We start from the raw sequence: 20,947 nt of genomic DNA, 5'->3' as shown, positions 1-20,947 counted from the left end.
GGCGGGCGGCATGGGTGGGGCTGGCGCACCCGCCGCCCTCATTCCTGTGCTTGTCACAGGAATCCAGTCAGCCCAAGTCCTTGGGCTGAAAAGGACTCTCTCGCCACGCAGACGCGCGTCGGCTGTATTCCTGTGACAAGCACAGGAATGAGGGGAGTGAGAAAATCGCATCTAACACAAACGCGCATGGCCGAGTTCATCCATTACCCGCCATGCATCACGGAGATCGACATGAGATTGAAGAACAAGGTCGCGCTGATTACCGGCGCCGCCCGCGGCATCGGCCTTGGTTTTGCACAGGCTTTCGCCGATGAGGGTGCAAAGGTCATCATCGCCGATATCGATATTGCCAGGGCGACCGCTTCTGCAGCCACTATAGGCCCATCCGCCAAGGCCATCCGTCTGGACGTGACTGACCTTGGTCAGATCGATGCGGTTGTAAAGGCGGTCGATGAGGAATTCGGCGGCATCGATATTCTCGTCAACAACGCCGCGATCTTCGATATGGCGCCGATCAACGGCATTACCGAAGAAAGCTATGAGCGGGTTTTCGACATCAATCTCAAGGGGCCGCTTTTCATGATGAAGGCCGTCTCCAATGTCATGATCGCGCGTGCGCGCGGCGGCAAGATCATCAATATGGCGAGCCAGGCCGGTCGGCGCGGTGAGGCGCTCGTCACGCTTTATTGCGCTTCCAAAGCGGCGATCATTTCCGCCACGCAGTCGGCGGCGCTGGCGCTCGTCAAACACGGCATCAACGTCAATGCGATTGCGCCGGGTGTCGTGGATGGCGAGCACTGGGAAGTGGTCGATGCGCATTTCGCCAAATGGGAAGGCTTGAAGCCGGGTGAGAAGAAGGCGGCTGTGGCCAAATCCGTGCCGATCGGCCGTTTCGCTACGCCGGATGACATCAAGGGCCTTGCAGTTTTCCTCGCCTCTTCCGACAGCGACTATATTCTCGCCCAGACATATAATGTCGACGGCGGCAACTGGATGAGCTGAAAAGCCGGAGATGACCATGCATGCGATTCAATTCGTCGAGAAGGGACGTGCCGTGCTTACGGACGTGCCCGTCGCCGATCTACCGCCGGGGCATGCCCTTGTCCGGGTCAAGGCTTCGGGGCTGTGCCATACCGATATCGACGTGCTGCATGCGCGTTACGGTGACGGTGCCTTTCCCGTCATTCCCGGCCATGAATATGCCGGTGAAGTCGCGGCGGTGGCGGCAGATGTCACAGGCATCAAGGTCGGCGACAGGGTTGTCGTCGATCCCAATCTGCCCTGCGGCACCTGCCCCAGTTGCAGGAAAGGGCTTACCAACCTTTGCAGCACGCTGAAGGCCTATGGCGTTTCCCACAATGGCGGTTTTGCGGAATTCAGCGTGGTGCGCTCCGACCAACTGCATGGCATAGGTTCCATGCCCTATCACGTGGCAGCACTTGCCGAACCGCTCGCCTGCGTCGTCAACGGCATGCAGAGCGCGGGTATTGGCGAGAGTGGGTCGGTGCCCGGCAATGCGCTTGTTTTTGGCGCCGGCCCCATCGGCCTGCTGCTCGCCCTGTCGCTGAAATCACGAGGCATTGCGACGGTGACGATTGCTGACATCAACGAAAGCAGGCTGGACTTCGCTGAAAGTCTTGGACTTCAGACGGCGGTTTCCGGGTCTGAGGCGCTGCTGCGGCAACAGAAGGCGTTCGATTTCGTGGCGGATGCGACCGGCATCGCAGCTGTTGCGGAAGCAATGATCCCGCTGGTCGCGGATGGCGGCACGGCGCTGTTTTTCGGTGTCTGCGCGCCGGATGCCCGTATCTCGGTTGCGCCTTTCGAAATCTTCCGGCGGCAGCTGAAGCTTGTCGGCTCACATTCGCTGAACCGCAACATACCGCAGGCGCTTGCCATTCTGGAAACGGATGGCGATGTCATGGCGCGGCTGGTGTCGCACCGGCTGCCGCTTTCGGATATGCTGCCGTTCTTTATGAAAAAGCCGTCCGATCCGGCCACGATGAAAGTGCTATTTGCAGCCGAATGATCGTTTGGCCGTTGATAACCGTATTCGACCGGCTTTTCGTGCGAAGGCCGGTCGATATAGAGTACCACATGTAATATTTCATGGGGGCAAGCACTTTGGCCAAATCTATCAGGACGATGGAAGAGTTCTCGGAATTCGTCGGCCTTTCCCGCCCGACTGTTTCGAAATACTTCAATGATCCGGCCTCGGTCCGCAAGAAGACGCGGGATGCCATCGAGGATGCGCTGAAGAAATCGGGCTTCCGACCGAATATCTTCGCCGTCAACCTCAACCGCCGCCGCTCCAATATCATCGGCATCATTATTCCCAACTCAACCGACCCGTTCTACATGGCGCTGACGAGCCGTATCGAACTCATCGCCAACGAGGCGGGGTTCCTTGCCTTCGTGCTGTCGTCCGACGGCAAGGCGGAAATCGAGGATCGGGCCATCCGCACCTTCAAGTCGATGAATGTCGCGGGCGCCATCATCGCTCCGCTCGGCGTCAAGTCCCATCGCGCAACGCTAGAGCAGCTGGCGGCCAGCATACCGATCGTCTATGTCGATTCTCCACTCGACGAAACCTCGGCCTTCGTCGGCACCGACAACCGCCAGAGCGTCGGGCTGATGGTGGATTATCTCTGCCGTTCGGGCGAGCCGCCCTGTTTCTTCGACATGCCGCAGGTCAATACCAACGCCGCAACGCGCCGCACGGCCTATGAGGAGGCGATGCAGCGTCTTGGTTTCGAGCCGCATGTCATCGGTGTTCCCGGCACCGTAACCTGGGATTTCGAGCGTTTCGCCTTTGATGAAGCGACCCGGTTGCTGGATGGGGCAGGGCATTTGCCCTCGCGCACTATTTTATGCGCCAATGACCGTATCGCCTTCGGGGTCATCGCCGCCGCTTTCCAGAAGGGCATCAGGGTCGGCCATGGCACGGATTACGATCTCAGGGTTGCCGGCCATGACGATCATCCGCTTTCGCGTTATGCCTGCCCGCCGATTACTACGGTGGCGCAGAATTACAACGAGATCGGCAGACTATCGATCGAACTTCTGCTGCAGAAGTTGAACGAGGAGGCGGATGACACGACACGGATGCGCGAGCGCATTCTCCTCAGTGCCGATCTGATGCTGCGCAAATCGGCCTGATAGTTTGTTAGAAAAATTAAAAGAAAAATCTGTTTTTCTAAATAGAACTAATATTTGAACGCTCCTACTCTGTTCCCAGGGTTGCTTTGGGAGGCGACCGCGGGAGCCGGCGCAAGTGTGTGCCGGGATCCGGGAGGAACGCAGAAACGTCATGTTTTCGGTGCCGCGAGGGTTAACCCTTCGTAGCCTCGGTATCGCATGGCCTTTGCCGGGCTGACTGGGCACTCTCGCCAGCAATTTCCCCAGCGAAGGATGTCAAAACATGAATCTCTATTCTCTTCTGTCGCAGCGCGCAGCCGGTGGCAAGCCCGTCAGGGTGGGTCTCATCGGTGCCGGCAAGTTCGGTTCCATGGTTCTGGCGCAGGCGCAGCGCATCGCCGGTTTCCACATGGTCGCCGTCGCTGATCTCAATGTCGGCAAGGCGCGGGAATCGTTTGACCGCGTCGGCTGGCCGAAGGAGCGTTATGACGCGACGAGCTGCGCCGATGCGCTGAAGAGCGGCAAGACCTATGTGACTGACGATGTGAACGAACTGTTCGCCTGCGGCGAGATTGAATGCGTGATCGAGGCGACCGGCCATCCGCTGGCTGGCGCGCGCCATGCGCTCGGAGCCATCGACCACAACAAACATGTCGTCATGGTCAATGTGGAAGCCGATGTGATGGTCGGGCCGATCCTGGCCGAAAAGGCGAGGGCCAAGGGCCTTATCTACTCCATGGCTTACGGTGACCAGCCGGCCCTGATCTGCGAATTGGTCGATTGGGCACGCGCCACCGGCTTCGAGGTCGTTTCCGCCGGCAAGGGGATGAATTTCGAGCCGCGTTACCGGTATTCGACGCCTGATACGGTCTGGAGCTACTTCGGCTGGACTGACGAGGAAGTGGCCAAGGGCGACTTCAATCCGAAAATGTACAATTCATTTACCGACGGCACCAAGGCGGCCATCGAAATGGCGGCCGTCGCAAACGGCACAGGGCTGGATTGCCCGGATGACGGTCTGGCCTTCCCGCCCGCAGGCCTGCACGATCTCGCCCGCGTCTTTCGCCCTGCTGCCGATGGTGGCCGCATGTCGCGTTCGGGTCTCGTGGATATTGCCGCAAGCCAGGAGCCGGATGGTCGCGAGGTGTTTAATAACATCCGTTACGGCGTTTTCGTCACCTTCAAGGCGCATAACGAATATGCCCGCGCCTGCTTCAAGCAATATGGCCTCCTGACCGATCCCTCCGGCTGGTACGCTTCCATGTGGCGTCCGTTCCACATCATCGGTCTCGAAACCTCGATCAGCGTGCTGTCCGCAGTGCTGCGCAACGAGGCCACCGGTTGCTCGAAGGAGTTCCGCGGCGATGCGGTTGCGACGGCCAAGAAGGACATGCAGCCCGGCGAAATGCTTGACGGCGAGGGCGGTTACGCGGTTTGGGCCAATGCCATCCCTGCCACCCGCAGCCTCGACATCAAGGCGCTGCCGATCGGCCTTGCCCATAATGTCAAGCTGAAGCGCGCCATCAAGAAGGATCAGATCGTCAGCTTCGATGATGTGGAACTGGTGAGCGACCTGGATGTGGTGAAGCTTCGCCAGGACATGGAAAACCAGTTCCGTCCGCAAAAAGACGCTGCGGCGTGATGGACGGAGAACGGGACATGCCGAATGGAGCTTTCGTGGTGATCGCGGAATTCCGGGTCAAGCCTGACGCGATGGATGCCTTTCTTAACGCAGCGCAAGATGATGCCACCCATTCGGTTCAGGATGAACCGGGTTGCCGGCAATTCGATGTGGTGCGGCCGGAATCCGGAAACAACGTGGTGTTCTATGAGGTCTATGACAGCCGCGAAGCTTTCGACGACCATCTGAAAACACCCCATCTCGACCGGTTTCGCGAGGCGTTTCCCGCCCTCATCGAAGAAGAGTTGCCGGTTCGTTTCCTCAACCGGCAATGGCTTTGAAGGGTGGAAAAAATGCAGGACATCCGCAAAATCGCTGTTATCGGAACGGGCATCATGGGTGCACCCATGGCGGCGCGTCTGGCGGAGGCCGGTTTTTCCGTCAAGGCCTGGAACCGCAGTGCTGAAAAAGCTGCGGTTCTGGCGGCAAAGGGCGTGCAGCCGACGGCCACGGCTGCCGAAGCTGTAGCCGAAGCCGATGTCGTGCTCTGTATGCTGAGTTCCGGGCCGGTCTGCGACGAGGTTCTGCTCGGCGCCTCGGGTGTCGTTTCCACCATGAAGCCTGGTGCATTTCTGCTGGTGATGAGTTCCATTCCCGTCGACAGCGCACGGGAACAGGCGGAGGCGGCAAAGGCTCATGGCGTCGCTTATGTCGACGCACCGGTTTCCGGGGGCGAAAAAGGGGCGACTGAGGGAACGCTCGCCATCATGGCCGGCGGTGAGCAGCGGGATGTGGACGCATTGCGGCCACTCCTCAATTGCCTCGGCCGCGTCACCCATGTCGGTCCGGTGGGCTGCGGTTCATTGGCCAAGCTGGCCAACCAGCTGATCGTCGCCTCGACGATCTGCGCCGTAGCGGAAGCTTTGACGCTGGTTGAAGCGGGGGGAGCCGACCCGGCGCAGGTGCGCCAGGCTTTGCTTGGCGGTTTTGCCGAGTCCACCGTCTTCCGCCAGCACGGCAAACGCATGGTGGAAGGCGATTTCCGCCCCGGCGGTCCGGCGAAATATCAGCTGAAGGATACGTCCACGGCGCTGGCTTTCGCCAAGAGCCGTGGCCTGAAATTACCGGTCGGCGAGGAGGTTGACCGGCTGTTCCGCTCCATGGTCGAGCATGGCGCGGGTGAGCTTGATCACAGCGGTGTGATCCTTGAAGTTAAACGCATGAATGCGTTCGGAGGAACGCTCGAAACTGTTTAGAGACAACAAAGGGAGGAACACATGAAAATTTCAAAACTTTACGGGCTGGCTCTCGCCGCCACCATGCTGGTTGCATCGATCGCGCAGGCGGAAACGCTCACGCTTTCGACGCCGGATTCCGATACGTCGGAAATCACGCTCGCGGCCAACAAGTTCGCCGAGATTGTTTCGAAGAAGACCGACGGCAAGCTCAAGATCAAGGTGTTTCCGAACGGCACGCTTTATGGCGGCGATCCTTCGGCGGGCGTCAAGCAGCTGGCCGGCGGTTCGCTCGACATGCTCTTGAACTCGACATCGCTTTACGCAACGTTCAATCCGAAATTCACGGCCATCGCCATTCCCTATCAGTTCCGCGATATCGACCAGTTGCGCGTCTATCTCGACAGCGATCTTGGCAAGGAGCTTTCCGGCGATCTGAGCAAGATCGGCATTCTCGGGCTCGATCTCTGGTCGCGGCCGTTGCGCCAGATCACCAACTCCAAGGCGCCGATCAAATCGCCTGCCGATCTCAAGGGCATGAAGCTGCGTGTGCCGAACAATCCGCTCTGGGTCGAATTCTTCGGCGCCATGGGTGCTGCCCCGACGCCGATGGCCTTTGCGGAAGTCTATAACGCGCTCCAGCTGAAAGTCGTCGACGGGCAGGAAAATCCGGTCAACGTGCCTGTCAGCGCCAAGCTTTATGAAGTGCAGAAATACCTGACGATCAGCAACCACATCGCTGACGCCTGGGTGCTGGGCATGAACCCGGCCCGTTTCGAAGGCCTCGACGAAGGCTTCAAAACGGCGTTGAGGGACGCGGCCACGGAAACCGAGGCGTGGAAAGCTCAGAACGATGCTGCCGATATCGACAAGTCGCTCGCAACGCTGAAGAAGAACGGCATGGAGGTCAACACGCTGACCGATGACGAGCGCAAGGCTTTCGTGGCTGTCGCGACTGGTCTTTCGGCAAAATTCTCCGCCCTCGTGAAAGATCAGGCGTTTTTCGACAAGACGCAGGCTTTCCTCAAGACGAACTGACGCCGCCAGTGAAAGGAGGGTCGGGCTTGCACCGATTAGCAACCCGGCCGCTCCCATCGTCAGCAACGGTTGCCTTGCCGTAGCGGCAGGGTGGCATTCGTTTTACCGGATATCCGGTTTCAGCAGTGGAAGGGTATTGTCATGCGCGATACGAAACCGTCGGTGCTCGGCACCATCGTCAAGGTCATCGCTGATGTCGCCGCCGGGGCGGCCTGTTTCGGTATTCTTGTCGTCGTTCTTCTCCAGGTCATTGGCCGCCTCATCGGCAGCCCTCTTCCCTGGACCGAGGAGGCGACGCGCTTTCTCTTCATCTGGATGGTGTTCCTCGGCCTTGCCGCCGGTTTCCGCACTGTTGAAAGCGCGCGGGTCGTGGTGTTTCTGGTGCTGTTCCACCGCCTGTTCAGGCGGTTGGCGGTGCCGATCTATGTCGGTTCTTCGGTGTTCTTCTTCGGCATGATGGGCTGGACGGGCTTCACCCTGGTGCGCCAGCAGATCATGATGAACGAGACCGCCGCGACCTTGCCCATCCCCATGTGGACCATCGGCATGGTTCTGCCTGTCTCGGCCGTCATCGCCGTGCTGGCCATCATCGAATCGCTGCGCAGCAGGCGGGACCTGATCGCGCTCCCCGAGATCGGTATCCCCGCGGACGAGATCGCCCACGCCGATATCTCTATTTCAGCAGGACATTGAGCCATGTCGGTCTTTCTTCTCATCGCCTTTTTCGGTCTCAGCATGCTGGGTGTGCCGCTCGCCATCGCTTTGGCGCTCGCCAGTGTCGGCACGCTGTGGCTCTTCACCTCCATGCCCATGGACCTTCTGTCGCAGACGATGTTCTCGTCGATGAACTCTTTCCTTCTCGTCGCCGTGCCACTCTTTATTCTGGTCGGTACGGTGATGGAGCGCGGGCGTGTGGCGGAGCGCATCTTCGATTTCGCCGAGGCGATGGTCGGCTGGCTTCCCGGTGGACTTGGCCACGTCAACGTCATTTCGTCGGTCATCTTTTCCGGCGTCTCCGGCTCTTCAGTCGCCGATATCGCCTCTGTGGGCGCAATCGAAATCAAGGCCATGGAGCGACACGGATTTCCAAAGGGTTATGCCGTCGGCATGACGCTCTGCACCTCCACGCTCTCTTCCATCATCCCGCCGTCGATCCTGATCGTGATTGCCGGTTCCATCGCCAATGTGTCGATCGGCACGCTGCTCATTGCGGGTCTGGTGCCTGGCCTCTTCATCGCCTTCGCTTTTCTTGTCTTTAACCACTTCTATTCGGTGCATTACGGCTACAATCCACCGACGCCCTTCAATTTCCGTCTGGTTATCGTCACCGGCCTTCGCGCCATCCTGCCGATGCTCACGCCGCTGATCCTCATCATCGGTATCGCCAGCGGCCTGTTCACGCCGACGGAAGCCGCGGCCATCGCGGTTGTTTATGTGGCCGTATTGGGTGTGCTGGTCTATCGCACGCTGCCGGTTCGCGAATTGCCGGAAATACTGATATCCACGGCGCGCATTTCCGGCACCATCCTGTTCATCGCCGCCACCTCGCAGCTTGCCGCCTGGGTCTTCACCTTCGACGGCCTGCCGGAACAGGTGGCCGAGCTTTTGAAGGCGATGAACCTTGGGCCGATGTCGGGCATGCTGGTGATCTTCGTGTTTCTGCTGATCATCGGCATCTTCATGGAGGCTATCCCTGCCATGTTCATCCTCATTCCGGTGCTGATGCCGCCGGTGGAGGCGCTGGGCATCGATCCGATCCACTTCCTGATCGTGACTGTCATGACGCTGACACTTGGCCTTGTGACGCCGCCGGTCGGGGTCTGCCTGTTCGCGGCAGCACAGGTGGCGAACATGAAGATCGAAGACGTCATTCGTGGTTCGCTGGCGCCGATGACGGTGCTGACGCTCGCCATATTCGCACTCGTGCTTTTCCCGGTGCTGACGCTCGGGCCGATACGGTTGATGGGTCTTTATTGAGACTGAAACAGGAAGCCTGAAGCATCAGACAACGCGACGGGCACGCCACTCGTCGCGTTGTTTTCGCATCCACTCCAGAAACAGCGTCACTTTTCTCTGACGCAGGTGGGAATGCGGGCAAACGATCCATTGCGTGACGAGCTTGATGCGGGGCGCATCGGCCACGGCCGGGATCAGCATTCCGCGTTGCAGTTCCCGCTCCATCATCAACGTGCTTTCCAGCGCCACGCCGATGCCCAGAACGGCGGCGTCGATGGCCATGTGGCTGCGATCGAACAGAACGCGACGCCAGCGCTTTTCAGCCGTCACGCCGGAAAGCGGGAACCAGTGGTTCCATTGCGCCTGCGCCTTGACCGAGTGGATAAGCCGCTGGTTCTGCAAATCTTCGGGCAGGAATGTACCGGCACCGGGCATATCCGGTGAACAGACCGGCAGGAACTCCTCTTCCACGAGCCCTTCCACAAACAGGCCCGGCCAGCGGCCATCGCCATGGCGCAGCTCTATGTCGACAAGCTCCTGCGAAAAATCGGTCGGCTCGTTGGTGCCGTCGAGGCGCACTTCCAGTTCGGGATGCTCCTCCAGAAAGGAGCCGAGACGCGGCAGCAGCCATTTGTTGGAAATGGTCGGGGTTGCCCTGATTGTCAGCGTGGTCACCGAGCGGAAGCCGCGAATACTGTCGGTGGCGTCGGTGATCTGCTCGATCTGTGCAGTGATCATCGAGAAGTACCGCTCGCCCGCCTCCGTCAGCGTCACCTTGCGGCCGGTCCGCGCCATCAGCGTCGTGCCAAGCTGGCCTTCAAGCAACTGGATCTGCTGGGAAACGGCTGAAGGCGTAACGCTCAGCTCTTCCGCCGCCCGCGAAATGCTGCCCGCCCTTGCCGCAGCATGAAAGACGAGGATCGATTTTATCGGTATCTGCATGTGGCTGGTCTTCGCTCAACGAATTACGGCAGTCACCGTGATTATCACAGGTGACTGCCGTGACGAAACGCTTGAGAGCGTAGGGTCTTTACCGGTGGCTCGGCAACTTTGGCAAAAGCACCGTCAACAGGCCGAGCAGCGGCAGGTAGGAGCAGATGCGATAGACGAACTCGATGCCTTCCTTATCCGCATAGATCCCGAGAACCGCGGCCCCGATGCCACCGAAGCCAAAGGCGAAACCGAAGAACATGCCGGCGATGAGACCAACGCGCCCGGGTACCAGTTCCTGCGCGAACACGACGATTGCCGAGAAGGCGGAGGAGAAGACGAAGCCGATGACGACGACGAGAACGGTCGTCCAGAACAGGTTCGCATAGGGCAGCATCAGCGCGAAGGGAATGACGCCGAGGATCGAAAACCAGATGACGACGCGCGAGCCGAAGCGGTCGCCGATCGGGCCACCGAAGAAAACGCCCGCCGCAGAAGCGCCAAGGAAGAGGAACAGCAGAACCTGCGCATCCTGCACGCCCAGCCCGAACTTCTCGATGGTGTAGAACGTGAAATAGCTGGAAAGGCTGGCGAGATAGGCGTTCTTGGTGGCGGTCAAAACCACCAGCACGGCAAGCGTCATCATCACGGTGCCGCGTGCCAGCGGAAGTGCGCGGCTGGCCGGAGCCTTGCCGACATTCGCGCGGCGGTGGCGGGTATACCAGACGCCGACCCAGGACAAGACGGCAAAGCCCATCAGCGCGATCAGTGAGAACCAGCTGAGGCTGGCTTGACCGAACGGGATGACGATGAAGGCGGCCAGCAGCGGGCCGATGGCCGTGCCTGTATTGCCACCAACCTGGAAGAAGGACTGTGCCAGACCGTGGCGACCACCGGATGCCAGACGGGCAACGCGGGACGCCTCCGGATGGAAGATCGCCGAGCCGACACCGATCAGGCAGGCGCCGATTACGAGCACCTCGAAGCTGTGAGCGAATGCGAGCGTGATGAGGCCGGCACAGGTCGAGAGCATGGCGACTGGCAGGGAGAAAGGCATGGGCCAGCGATCGGTCACCATGCCGACGACAGGCTGCAACAGCGATGCCGTGACCTGAAAGGCGAAGGTGAGCAGCCCGATCTGCATGAAGTCGAGCGCATAATTGGCCTTCAGCAGCGGATAAAGCGACGTCAGTAGCGATTGCATGATGTCGTTGAGCATGTGGCAGAAGCTGGCTGCTGCAATGATTGAAAACGCCGTGCGTTGCGGGCTGAACCCGGTGCTGGTGACGGTGGCCATGATGTATCCTCTCCAGATTCCCCGCGAGAGACGGGAAACGTGTCTTTATTTCTTCCCGCTTTTATTCATATTGTTTCTGGCCTGCTTTCGTGTTCTGGACGAGTTTCTTTGTGAATGGGCCAAATGGCAAAAATCAAATCGCTAAAACCCGCCCGTCTGGCGGATGACGACCATGAGCGCAGCCTGAAATTGATCGACGGCACCAACGAGCCGGTGCTGGCGCTTCACCGTGCCTATCCGATAGGACACCGTACCCCGGTCCACAGCCATGGCCGGGTGCAGATATGGTGCGCACGCCAGGGCGTCGTGCTGGTCAGCACCGCCGCCGGGCGCTGGATGATACCGCCCGGTCACGGGCTTATCATTCCAGCCGGGCTGAAACATGAGGCTGAGATCATCTCAACGGTGGAGATGCATTCGATCTACGTTCACCCCGATCTGTTTCAAGCCGAGGCCCCAAGGGTGGTGGAAATTACCGCCCTTGCCTCCAGCCTGATTTCGGAATTGCTGGGCGAGGAGTTGCAACCCGCCGCTTTTCACCGGCAGGGACTGGTGCGGGCGCTTCTGCTCGATGAGGTCAACCGTCTGCCTGAACGCCCGCTGGGATTACCCTTTCCCGATAATCAGCGTCTTGCCGGTCTTTGCCGCGAGTTCCTGAAAAAGCCTGTGGCCAGAGTGGAAATCGATGACTGGGCCGCCGCCATGGGCATGAGCCGGCGCTCCTTTACGCGGTTATTTCGTAAAGAGTTGGGGGTGAGTTTTGTCACCTGGCGTCAGCAGGCCTGCATTTTTGCGTCTTTGCCGAGGCTTGCCGCGGGCGAGGCGGTGACCAATGTGGCGCTGGATGCCGGTTATGAAAATATTCCGGCTTTCACCACCATGTTCCGGCGAATGCTCGGCAATTCGCCCCGCGCCTATCGCAAGGCGGCAGGCAAGCGCAGTGCCGGCTACTCCGATTTTGAAGAGGCGGAAAATTAAGCCGCCGTCGCGCGCATGTCGCGGCGGAAATCGGAAGGCGACATGCCGGCGATTTGACGAAACGCCTTGTTGAAGGCGCTGACGGAGCCGAAGCCGCTTTCCATGGCAATCTGCAAAATATTGTCCTTGCCGTTCATCAGCATCGCCTGGGCGCGGGAAAGCCTGAGCAAGGTCAGGTATTTGATCAGCGTCATGCCGGTGGATTTGCGAAACAGGTTCATCGCATATTTCGGATGAAGCGAGGCGGCGCGGGCAATTTCGGTCGCGTCGATGTCGTCTAGAAAATTGGCGGCAATGAAATCGCACATGCGCACCACGCCGATTGAGGGCGCCATGCTCTCGTCGTTCTCTTCCCGTTTGCCGCTGACGGCGGAGGATATGACGGTATAGGGCTCGAGGAACATGCGCTCCACCCGCAGCAGCAATTCCTCCACCGCGTGCTGCGCCTTGGCCGGATCACCCGAAGTGACGTAACGGAACCAGCGGCCGAAATTTTCCTCGTCGGCCCGGTCCGTCTGCGCACTCACCATCGTTGCGCCGCCCATCAGCAGGCTGGAAACCGCAGCAGGCAGCCGCATGCGGAAAAAATGGACGAGCGGCAGATGCGCGCCCGCATAAATCGAATCATCGGAGGAACGGTCCATCTGGTGCGGCTGGCCGCCCCAGAAAATGCACATCTGGCCGGCATCGAGCGAAAGGTCGTGGTCGCCCATCCGGTAATGTACGGATCCCGACATCACATAGTTCACCTCCACCTGCGCATGCCAATGCGGCCTGAGCATGATGGGCGGGTGGTTGTAAAAAAGCTGGAGCGTGGTCGGCATGCCTTCGATGCTGCTTGCACCCGGCTGGTAGAAGGCTCTTTCGGCAATCTTACTTTCCGCCAAATCGATGTTCCCTTTGTACGAGACAGATTTCCTGCCGCCGGTAATGTGCCCATGTTCGCTAAAGAACGGCAATTGAAAAAAGGGAGGTTTTCAATGTGCTTTAAATTTCTTGGCGCGTCGACGGCTCTGGTGCTCCTTGCGGCACCGGTAATGGCGCAATCCGAGACCGTAACCATCTGGAGCTGGAATGTCGCCGCATCGGCGCTTAAATCCACTGTCGAAGGGTTCAACAAGCAAAATCCTGACATCAAGATTGTTGTTGAAGACCTTGGAAACGATCAGGTTTTCGACAAGACGCTGGCGGCTTGCGCAGCGGGTGGCGACGGCCTCCCGGATATTGTAACGGTCGAAAATTTCGAGGCGGAACTGTTCTGGAGCCGGTTCCCGGATTGTTTCACGGATTTGACTGCACTTGGCTATACGCCTGAAAAACAGGCGCTTTTTCCTGACTTCAAGCGCACGGAGCTGGAGGTCGATGGCGTAGCTTATGCGGTGCCTTGGGATTCGGGTCCGGTGGCCGTTTTTTACCGGCGCGATTTCTACGAAAAGGCTGCTGTCGATCCGGCCACCATCAAAAGCTGGGATGATTTCATCGCGGCTGGCAAGAAGGTCATGGCCGCCAATCCCGGCACCGTGATGGCGCAGGCCGATTTCAACGGCGACAGCGAGTGGTTCCGCATGATCGCCAACGAGCAGGGATGCGGTTACTTTTCGACCGACGGCCAGAACATCACCATCAACAAACCTGCCTGTGTCGCGACGCTTGAAAAGATCAAGCAGATGAAGGATGCCGGCATCATCACGGCTGCGATCTGGGATGAGAAGATTCAGGCCAATACTGCCGGCAAGGCCGCGAGCCAGATGTATGGCGCCTGGTATGAAGGCACGGTTCGCTCCGGCTCTCCCGGTCTTTCGGGCAAGTGGGGTGTCTATATGATGCCGAGCCTTACGCCTGACGGTCCGCATGCAGCCAATCTCGGTGGCTCTTCGCTGGCGATAAGTTCGGCGTCCAAGCACAAGGAAGCCGCCTGGAAGTACATCGACTACGCGCTGACCACCAATGAGGGGCAGGTGACGATGCTGAAGTCCTTCGGCCTCGTTCCCTCGCTTCTCTCCGCCATCGATGATCCTTTCGTCAAGGAAAAGCAGCCCTATTGGGGTGGGCAGGCGGTCTGGACCGATATTCTGGCGACCCTGCCGAAAATCGTGCCCAGCCGTGGCACCGCGTTCCAGTCGGATGCAGATGCGATCTACAAGGCGACGCAGACCAAATATTTCGCGGGTGGTTATCCCGATGCGAAAGCAGCTCTCGACGATGCCGCAAAGCAGATCGAAACGGCCACGGGGCTGCCGGTCGCGGAATGAAGCTCTCGGATGGCCGGCCTTGCGGTTTAGCATGACCGGCCTCTCCAAGCTTTCCAACCATCGCATCTGGAGGTCGTCATGCCGTCAAGGAACAGGATCGCTTATGCGTTCCTTGCGCCCTATCTTCTGATTTTCGCGACGTTCTGGGTCTGGCCGATAGTTAGCTCATTCATGCTGTCGTTTCAGAACACCCGCATCAATCCCTGGCGGTTTGCGCCCTCCATGAACTGGGGGAGGCTGGTCTCCGATCCGGCGTTTTATAACGCGCTCTACAATACGCTGATCATTCTGGTCATTCAGGTGCCTGTCATGATCGCGCTTGCGACCGTCATGGCGGTACTTCTGAACTCGCCACTGTTGAAGGTACGCCCGCTTTACCGTTTTGCCTTCTTCGCACCCGTCGTCGTCGGAGAAGTCGCTTATGCGGCAGTTTTCCGGCTGATGTTCAGTGCCGATTTCGGCATCATCAACAAGCTCATCACTTCCGTTGGCCTTTCGCCCATCTCGTGGTTCGACAATGCCAATGCGGCCATGGCGCTGGTCATCATCGCCGTCACATGGCGCTGGGCGGGGTATAACGCCATCATCATTCTGGCCGGCCTGCAATCCATCCCCGGCGATGTCTATGAGGCGGCGACACTGGACAAGGTGAACAAGCGGCAGCAGTTCTTCCACATCACACTGCCGCTTTTGAAACCCATCATCCTTTTCTGCGTGGTCCTGTCCGTCATCGGCACCATGCAGCTTTTTGCCGAGCCTTTCCTCATCACCAACAGGGGTGGGCCGGGCGGCGGTACGGAAACGCTGGGGTTGTTCCTTTACCGGCAGGGCTTCACTTCGCTCAATTTCGGCTACGCCTCGGCCATCGCCTACACCATGGCGGCGCTCGCCATCGCCATTTCGTTTCTTAATCTCTGGGTCGGGAGGGAGCCGAAATGAGATCGAAATCCAGATCGCTTCTCTGGCAGAAGATCGCGCTGCATGCGACGCTGACGCCGCTTGCCCTCATCTGGCTATTTCCGCTGTGGATGATGTTCGTGTTCTCGACAATGCCTGATTTTGGCATTTTCAGCCCCGACATCGTGCTCGTCCCGTCCACCAATTTCATCGAGAACTTCAAAAACCTTCAGGCGGATACCAACTTCCTGCGGGCGATGTTCATATCGATCACCGTTGCGGTCATCTATACGGTTCTCTCGGTGTTTCTGACCTCCATGGCGGGCTGGGCGCTGGCGCGCTATCGTTTTGCCGGACGCTCGGTGGTGATCGCCATCATTCTCGGCACCATCACCTTGCCTTTTGCAGTTGTCGTCATTCCCCAGTTCATCATGGTGGCGCGCGAATTTAAGCTCGCCAACACCTGGGTGGCACTCATCGTGCCGCCACTGTTTAACTCGCTCGGCGTGCTGTTCATGCGGCAATCCTTTTCCATGATGCCAACGGAGCTTTTCGATGCGGCAAGGGTCGAGGGCGTCAAGGAATGGCAGATATTCCTGCGCATTGCCCTGCCATTGGCGCGCCCCACCATGGCGGCGCTGTCGATCATCCTCTTCCTCGCTTCCTGGAATAATTATCTCTGGCCGCTGCTTATCAACTCCCGCCCGGAAATGATGACCGCACCCGTGGCACTTGGCACCCTCATCGGGCTCACCAAAGTGTCTTGGGGCGGCATCATGGCCGGTGCAGTTCTGCTCACCGCACCCATTCTCATCGTTTTCGTGGCTTTGCAGCGCCACTTCATCGCCGGCATTTCCGCCGGGGCAGTCAAGTAAGGGGAGAGACCGCATGGCGGAACTTTCGCTCAAGAATGTCGTCAAGCGCTACGGTGCGCTGAAAGTCATCCATGGTGCAGATCTCGATATTGCCGATGGCGAGTTCGTGGTCTTCGTCGGCCCGTCCGGCTGTGGCAAGTCAACGCTTCTGCGTATGATCGCGGGGCTGGAGGATATATCGGACGGCGATATCAGTATCGGCGGCAGAACGGTCAACGATGCCGATCCGGCCGATCGCGGCATCGCCATGGTATTTCAATCCTATGCGCTTTATCCGCACATGACGGTTGCCGAAAACCTGTCCTTCGGCCTGAGGATGAACGGTAATCCCAGGGCTGATACGGAAAAGCGTGTCAGCCGAGCCGCCGAAATCCTGCAGATCAACGAGTTGATGGAACGCCGGCCAAAGCAGCTTTCCGGCGGGCAGCGGCAGCGTGTCGCCATCGGCCGCGCCATCGTGCGCGAACCGCAGGTCTTTCTGTTCGACGAGCCCTTGTCGAACCTCGATGCGGAACTTCGGGTGCAGATGCGGGTGGAAATCTCGCGGCTGCACAAGCAGCTTGGCACCACGATGATCTATGTCACCCACGACCAGACTGAGGCGATGACGCTGGCCGACAAGATCGTGGTTTTGAGGGCGGGCAATATCGAACAGGTCGGTGCCCCGCTCGATCTTTATGACGACCCCGCCAACCGTTTCGTTGCCGGTTTCGTCGGTTCGCCGAAGATGAATTTTCTGGAGGCGACCGTCATCGGTACGGGTGGACAAAGCGTCACGCTGTCGCTCGACAGCGATCCTGCCGTGCGGCTGACCCTGCCGATCAAGGACCGGCTCGATGAGGGAAGCAAGGTCTCGCTCGGTATCCGGCCCGAACATTTTGCTGATGTCGGGCAGGGCGATGCCGATCTCACCGTCCACGTCGATGTCGCCGAGCACCTCGGCAATACCAGCTATGTCTATGCCCGTACGGAAGGCGGTGAGCAACTCGTCATCGAGCGGCCGGAATCGCGAGACGTCGCCAATCGTGACCGGCTGACGGTCGGTCTTTCCGCCCGCAAGGCATTTCTTTTCGACAGTCAGGGCAATCGCCTGCGCTGAACCCTTTCCCAAGCACGCAAGTCAAGACGAGGATTTCATGACGACCGACCAACCGATCCGCTGGGGCATTATCGGCCCGGGCACCATCGCCAAGACCTTTGCGGACGGCATTGCCCATTCCCGCACGGGTAAGCTCGAGGCTATCGCCACCCGCAATCCGGACAAGCCCGGCCTTGCTGACGCCTTTCCCGGCGCGCGCATCATCCACGGTTACGATGCGCTGCTTTCCGATCCCCATATCGACGCCGTCTATATCGCCACGCCCCATACCGGCCATGCGGAATGGGCGATCAAGGCGATCCGTGCGGGCAAAAACGTGCTGGTGGAAAAGCCCATCGCGCTTTCCGCCTATGACGCCGACGCCATTTTCCACGAAGCGAAAAAAGCTGATGTCTTTGCGGGCGAGGCCTATATGTACCGCCTGCATCCGCAGACGGCAAAACTGGTAGAGTTGATCAGGAACCGCGCCGTTGGCGATATCCGCATCATCCGCTCCAGTTTCGGTTTTAACATGGGGTCTTTCCGTGCCGACCATCGTCTGTTTTCCAATGAGACGGCAGGCGGCGGCATTCTCGATGTCGGCGGTTATCCCGTATCCATGGTGCGGCTGATTGCCGGTGCAGTCGATGGAAAACCCTTTGCTGAACCCGAAAAGATTGTAGGTGCGGCCCATCTCGGCCAGTCGGGCGTCGATGAATGGGCTTCGGCCGTTCTGAAATTTTCGAACGGTATCGTTGCCGAAGTCTCCTGCTCGATCATGGCAGGCCAGGACAATGTGCTGCGCATCATCGGTTCGGAAGGCCGTATCGAAGTCAAGGATTTCTGGTTCGCCGCCGGCCACAAGGGTGGCACCGGCCGGATCGATATTTTCAGGGGCGACAAGGTCGAAACCATCGAATTGCCGGAAGACCGTTGGCTCTATTCCTTCGAAGTCGATGCGGCAGGTGAGGCGATAAGGCAGGGCAAGCAGGAATTCGGCGCGCCCGGCATGGGCTGGGCCGACAGTCTCGGCAATCTACGTGTCATGGACCAGTGGCGTGCCGCCGTTGGCCTGGAATACAGCGTCGAAAAAGCAACTTCTCGCATCACGAATCTTGCCGGTGGCAAGGTCGTGGCAGGCAATGCGGTTCCGAAGCGGCAGATACCCGGCCTCACCAAACCCGCTTCGGTGGTTGCGCTCGGTTTCGAGTTCTTCCCCAATTTCGCCTCCGCGTCCCTGACGCTCGATGCCTTTTATGAGGCGGGCGGCAATCTGTTCGATACGGCTTATGTCTATGGCGGCGGCAAGACGGAAGCCATATTCGGTGACTGGCACACCAGCCGCAACGTGCCGCGCGAAGAAATCGTGCTGATCGGCAAAGGCGCGCATTCGCCCCTCTGCTATCCGGACATGATCGCCAAGCAGCTCAACCAGTCGCTGGAGCGTCTGAAGACGGATTATGTCGATGTCTATTTCATGCATCGTGACAATCCCGACGTGCCGGTCGGCGAATTTGTCGATGCGATGGATGCCGAAGTCCGGCGTGGTCGCATTCGGGGCATTTTTGGCGGATCGAACTGGACGCGCGAGCGTATGGACGAGGCCACCGCCTATGCGCAAGAGAACGGCAAGCAGGCGCCGGGCGCACTTTCCAACAATTTCTCGCTTGCCGAAATGCTCGATCCCATCTGGGCGGGGTGTGTGGCGGCATCGGACGATGAGTGGAAGGCATGGCTCCAATCCCGCCAGATCCCGAATTTCGCCTGGTCGAGCCAGGGGCGTGGCTTCTTCACCGACCGGGCGGGGCGGGACAAGCGAGATGACGAGGAAATCGTCCGCGTCTGGTATTCCGACCGCAACTTCGACCGCCGCGACCGGGCGATCGAGCTTGCCCGGAAACTCGGCCGCCATCCGATCCACATCGCGCTCGCTTATGTCATCGCCCAGCCTTTCCCGGTCATTCCGCTGATCGGGCCGCGCACCATTGCCGAACTGGAGGACAGCCTTTCTTCGCTGGATATCAAGCTGACGGCCGAGCAGGTTAAGTGGCTGGAGGCGTGACGCGACACGAGGCGGCGGGTTTTCCGCGGTCTCCGGATGGATGATAAAGTCGGCTACCTCTCCTGCGTCATGCCGGGCTTGACCCGGCATCCAGCCACGGTGTGTCAGCGCCGTGGCCGGAGCCTTTTGCAATGAAGGAATTGACCGTGCTGGACCCCCGACCTCGTCAGGGTGACGGAATGCGGATGCTGTGGTGGTGCTAAAGCACTGTTTTATAGGAGGACTATCCCCAACCTCCTACCTTATCTTGTTTTCCTGCTTCTTTCTCTCAGCAGCCGCTGATAAATCGGGATCTTGATATTATTGCGCCCGCCTGAAAACACGGCGGGTGAAACAATCTACCGAGGTTCTTATGGGCGATATCGATCGAGGCCGTGCGCAGCAGTTGATGGGTGAGGCGGGCATGGATGCGCTGGTGCTTTTCCAGCCCGAAGCCTTCCGTTATGCGGTTGGAGCAAATGCCGGTGTTGCGACGATGTGGGGCAGGGCGGGGTCGGCGATTGCGCTTGTCCCAGCCGATGCTGCGTCCGGGCTTGCCGCCGTCGTCAGCGATCACGCCGCACCTCTTGTCGAGAAGGCCGCGCCTGATGTCGATCTGCGCCGGCATCGCATCTGGATCGATATGGTCGATATGTCGGGTGTCGAAAACGTCTCGCAGGTAGACGGTGCCTATCGCCGAAACAATTCCGGCGGACAGAGGCCGGAGACATTCGATCGCGCCGCCTGCTTTGTTTTGCTGGCCGACCTTCTGCAGGAACGCGGGCTGTCTGCGGCGCGTATCGGTGCCGATCTCGAATTCATGCCGGCCGCCGATTTTTCGGCTCTTCGTGAGGTGACGCCCGCTGTGACCTGGGTTGATGGCTCGACGGTGCTGAAACGTCTGCGTGCGGTGAAATCCGTGCGCGAGATTGAACTTCTCAGGCGGGCCGCAGCGGCCGCTGAGGCCGGGCTGGTCGAGATGGCGGCGGCCGTGCGGCCGGGCTTGGCGCTCAGCCAGCTTTCCAACGCGTGGAAAGCCGGCGCTCAGTCGCATGCCCTGAAGTCGGGTTTTTCGCTTAGCGGCCATTGGGACTATATATCGGTCGGTCCGGCCCTGTCGGATATGACGGCGGTCGTCGCGCCCGGTGCCCTGATCAAGGCCGATGTTGGCACGCTGGTCGATGGTTATTCGTCGGATGGCGCGCGGACGTTTTCATGGGGTGCGGTCTCTCCGCTCGCGGCCAATATTTTCAAAGCGCTGGAGGCAGCTTTTGCCAGCGGGCTGGAAGCGATTCGTCCCGGCAATACATTCGGTGCGGTGCACGCCGCCATGCTGGCTTCGATGCGCAAAGACGGATTCAGCGAATATTATCGCGGTCATTTCGGCCATTCCGTCGGCGGCGGCGTGGGCATCGAGGAATGGCCGTTTTTTTCCCATGACAATGAGGAGGTCATTCTTCCGGGCATGGTCGTGGCACTTGAAGCGCCGTTTTACGGCGAAGGTCTAGGCGCGCTGATGATCGAGGACCAGTTTCTCGTTACCACAGCAGGGGCAGAGTGCATGAACAGCCTGCCACGCACCCTGCGGGATTTGTCCCGGGCCTGAGGCCG

The 20,947-nt window shown here is 59.4% G+C and carries 19 protein-coding genes; 16 read left to right on the top strand and 3 right to left on the bottom strand.

Going from position 1 to position 20,947, the window contains the following annotated elements; translation table 11 throughout:
- The first annotated feature begins 231 nt into the window (after positions 1–231).
- From J5276_RS16375 to J5276_RS16335, 9 genes are all read left to right on the top strand, one after another.
- On the top strand, positions 232–1,002 hold the full coding sequence (locus tag J5276_RS16375; protein ID WP_111800473.1) for a galactitol 2-dehydrogenase: 771 nt from the start codon (positions 232–234) through the stop codon (positions 1,000–1,002).
- Between the two features lie 16 nt (positions 1,003–1,018).
- Positions 1,019–2,029: a D-altritol 5-dehydrogenase gene (locus J5276_RS16370; RefSeq protein ID WP_174011915.1), complete on the top strand. Its 1,011-nt coding sequence runs from the start codon at positions 1,019–1,021 to the stop codon at positions 2,027–2,029.
- Between the two features lie 116 nt (positions 2,030–2,145).
- Entirely contained in the window at positions 2,146–3,159 is a 1,014-nt protein-coding gene (locus J5276_RS16365; protein WP_019566487.1) for a LacI family DNA-binding transcriptional regulator, read from the top strand.
- Positions 3,160–3,421: 262 nt separating this feature from the next.
- Complete coding sequence (locus J5276_RS16360) at positions 3,422–4,780, top strand: NAD(P)H-dependent oxidoreductase (RefSeq protein ID WP_003517962.1); 1,359 nt, start codon at positions 3,422–3,424, stop codon at positions 4,778–4,780.
- A gap of 17 nt (positions 4,781–4,797) precedes the next feature.
- Positions 4,798–5,100 carry a putative quinol monooxygenase gene (locus J5276_RS16355; RefSeq protein ID WP_003517960.1) on the top strand — a complete coding sequence of 101 codons (303 nt, stop codon included), beginning with the start codon at positions 4,798–4,800 and terminating at the stop codon, positions 5,098–5,100.
- Between the two features lie 12 nt (positions 5,101–5,112).
- Positions 5,113–6,015 carry an NAD(P)-dependent oxidoreductase gene (locus J5276_RS16350; protein ID WP_174011913.1) on the top strand — a complete coding sequence of 301 codons (903 nt, stop codon included), beginning with the start codon at positions 5,113–5,115 and terminating at the stop codon, positions 6,013–6,015.
- Positions 6,016–6,036: 21 nt separating this feature from the next.
- Positions 6,037–7,032, top strand: coding sequence for a DctP family TRAP transporter solute-binding subunit (locus J5276_RS16345; protein WP_003517956.1), 996 nt, complete (start codon positions 6,037–6,039; stop codon positions 7,030–7,032).
- Between the two features lie 141 nt (positions 7,033–7,173).
- The gene (locus J5276_RS16340; protein WP_003517954.1) at positions 7,174–7,725 is read left to right on the top strand and encodes a TRAP transporter small permease; all 552 of its coding nucleotides are present in this window, start codon (positions 7,174–7,176) and stop codon (positions 7,723–7,725) included.
- Positions 7,726–7,728: 3 nt separating this feature from the next.
- The gene (locus tag J5276_RS16335; RefSeq protein ID WP_003517952.1) at positions 7,729–9,009 is read left to right on the top strand and encodes a TRAP transporter large permease; all 1,281 of its coding nucleotides are present in this window, start codon (positions 7,729–7,731) and stop codon (positions 9,007–9,009) included.
- Positions 9,010–9,033: 24 nt separating this feature from the next.
- Here J5276_RS16335 and J5276_RS16330 read toward each other — a convergent pair whose 3' ends face one another.
- Both J5276_RS16330 and J5276_RS16325 read right to left on the bottom strand, forming a co-directional pair.
- Positions 9,034–9,930 carry a LysR substrate-binding domain-containing protein gene (locus tag J5276_RS16330; protein ID WP_003517949.1) on the bottom strand — a complete coding sequence of 299 codons (897 nt, stop codon included), beginning with the start codon at positions 9,928–9,930 and terminating at the stop codon, positions 9,034–9,036.
- 88 nt (positions 9,931–10,018) lie between these two features.
- Entirely contained in the window at positions 10,019–11,215 is a 1,197-nt protein-coding gene (locus J5276_RS16325; RefSeq protein WP_003517947.1) for an MFS transporter, read from the bottom strand.
- A 123-nt stretch (positions 11,216–11,338) separates the two neighbouring features.
- On the opposite strand from J5276_RS16325, the gene J5276_RS16320 reads away from it, so the two are divergent.
- Positions 11,339–12,193 carry a helix-turn-helix domain-containing protein gene (locus tag J5276_RS16320; RefSeq protein WP_209159614.1) on the top strand — a complete coding sequence of 285 codons (855 nt, stop codon included), beginning with the start codon at positions 11,339–11,341 and terminating at the stop codon, positions 12,191–12,193.
- Here J5276_RS16320 and J5276_RS16315 read toward each other — a convergent pair.
- On the bottom strand, positions 12,190–13,080 hold the full coding sequence (locus J5276_RS16315) for a helix-turn-helix domain-containing protein (protein ID WP_013761428.1): 891 nt from the start codon (positions 13,078–13,080) through the stop codon (positions 12,190–12,192). The two genes, J5276_RS16320 and J5276_RS16315, sit on opposite strands and share 4 nt — an antisense overlap.
- Positions 13,081–13,173: 93 nt before the next feature.
- On the opposite strand from J5276_RS16315, the gene J5276_RS16310 reads away from it, so the two are divergent.
- The 6 genes from J5276_RS16310 to J5276_RS16285 all read left to right on the top strand — a co-directional run bounded on the left by J5276_RS16310 (position 13,174) and on the right by J5276_RS16285 (position 20,942).
- Entirely contained in the window at positions 13,174–14,445 is a 1,272-nt protein-coding gene (locus tag J5276_RS16310; protein WP_080850053.1) for a sugar ABC transporter substrate-binding protein, read from the top strand.
- A 78-nt stretch (positions 14,446–14,523) separates the two neighbouring features.
- Complete coding sequence (locus tag J5276_RS16305) at positions 14,524–15,384, top strand: carbohydrate ABC transporter permease (RefSeq protein ID WP_003517939.1); 861 nt, start codon at positions 14,524–14,526, stop codon at positions 15,382–15,384.
- On the top strand, positions 15,381–16,217 hold the full coding sequence (locus tag J5276_RS16300) for a carbohydrate ABC transporter permease (protein ID WP_003517937.1): 837 nt from the start codon (positions 15,381–15,383) through the stop codon (positions 16,215–16,217). Before J5276_RS16305 ends, J5276_RS16300 begins: the two co-directional genes overlap by 4 nt.
- A gap of 13 nt (positions 16,218–16,230) precedes the next feature.
- Positions 16,231–17,316 carry an ABC transporter ATP-binding protein gene (locus J5276_RS16295; protein ID WP_019566480.1) on the top strand — a complete coding sequence of 362 codons (1,086 nt, stop codon included), beginning with the start codon at positions 16,231–16,233 and terminating at the stop codon, positions 17,314–17,316.
- 37 nt (positions 17,317–17,353) lie between these two features.
- Positions 17,354–19,357: an aldo/keto reductase gene (locus J5276_RS16290; protein WP_174011909.1), complete on the top strand. Its 2,004-nt coding sequence runs from the start codon at positions 17,354–17,356 to the stop codon at positions 19,355–19,357.
- Between the two features lie 352 nt (positions 19,358–19,709).
- Positions 19,710–20,942, top strand: a complete 1,233-nt coding sequence (locus tag J5276_RS16285) for a Xaa-Pro peptidase family protein (RefSeq protein ID WP_111800392.1) — start codon at positions 19,710–19,712, stop codon at positions 20,940–20,942.
- Positions 20,943–20,947: the final 5 nt, after the last annotated feature.

It is taken from the genome of Agrobacterium sp. S7/73, from assembly GCF_019355535.1.
Lineage (GTDB): Bacteria > Pseudomonadota > Alphaproteobacteria > Rhizobiales > Rhizobiaceae > Agrobacterium > Agrobacterium tumefaciens.
The sequence above is the reverse complement of the archived record's forward strand: the minus strand, read 5'-3'. Positions and strand labels throughout refer to the sequence as shown.

Bases quoted from the DNA above. Each gene is read 5' to 3' on its own strand.
- J5276_RS16295 (WP_019566480.1), top strand. From the start codon at position 16,231: ATGGCGGAACTTTCGCTCAAGAATGTCGTCAAGCGCTACGGTGCGCTG.
- J5276_RS16360 (WP_003517962.1), top strand. From the start codon at position 3,422: ATGAATCTCTATTCTCTTCTGTCGCAGCGCGCAGCCGGTGGCAAGCCC.
- J5276_RS16375 (WP_111800473.1), top strand. From the start codon at position 232: ATGAGATTGAAGAACAAGGTCGCGCTGATTACCGGCGCCGCCCGCGGC.
- J5276_RS16290 (WP_174011909.1), top strand. From the start codon at position 17,354: ATGACGACCGACCAACCGATCCGCTGGGGCATTATCGGCCCGGGCACC.
- J5276_RS16285 (WP_111800392.1), top strand. From the start codon at position 19,710: ATGGGCGATATCGATCGAGGCCGTGCGCAGCAGTTGATGGGTGAGGCG.
- J5276_RS16320 (WP_209159614.1), top strand. From the start codon at position 11,339: ATGGCAAAAATCAAATCGCTAAAACCCGCCCGTCTGGCGGATGACGAC.
- J5276_RS16345 (WP_003517956.1), top strand. From the start codon at position 6,037: ATGAAAATTTCAAAACTTTACGGGCTGGCTCTCGCCGCCACCATGCTG.
- J5276_RS16310 (WP_080850053.1), top strand. From the start codon at position 13,174: ATGTGCTTTAAATTTCTTGGCGCGTCGACGGCTCTGGTGCTCCTTGCG.
- J5276_RS16350 (WP_174011913.1), top strand. From the start codon at position 5,113: ATGCAGGACATCCGCAAAATCGCTGTTATCGGAACGGGCATCATGGGT.
- J5276_RS16340 (WP_003517954.1), top strand. From the start codon at position 7,174: ATGCGCGATACGAAACCGTCGGTGCTCGGCACCATCGTCAAGGTCATC.
- J5276_RS16325 (WP_003517947.1), bottom strand. From the start codon at position 11,215: ATGGCCACCGTCACCAGCACCGGGTTCAGCCCGCAACGCACGGCGTTT.
- J5276_RS16305 (WP_003517939.1), top strand. From the start codon at position 14,524: ATGCCGTCAAGGAACAGGATCGCTTATGCGTTCCTTGCGCCCTATCTT.
- J5276_RS16330 (WP_003517949.1), bottom strand. From the start codon at position 9,930: ATGCAGATACCGATAAAATCGATCCTCGTCTTTCATGCTGCGGCAAGG.
- J5276_RS16300 (WP_003517937.1), top strand. From the start codon at position 15,381: ATGAGATCGAAATCCAGATCGCTTCTCTGGCAGAAGATCGCGCTGCAT.
- J5276_RS16335 (WP_003517952.1), top strand. From the start codon at position 7,729: ATGTCGGTCTTTCTTCTCATCGCCTTTTTCGGTCTCAGCATGCTGGGT.
- J5276_RS16365 (WP_019566487.1), top strand. From the start codon at position 2,146: ATGGAAGAGTTCTCGGAATTCGTCGGCCTTTCCCGCCCGACTGTTTCG.
- J5276_RS16355 (WP_003517960.1), top strand. From the start codon at position 4,798: ATGCCGAATGGAGCTTTCGTGGTGATCGCGGAATTCCGGGTCAAGCCT.
- J5276_RS16370 (WP_174011915.1), top strand. From the start codon at position 1,019: ATGCATGCGATTCAATTCGTCGAGAAGGGACGTGCCGTGCTTACGGAC.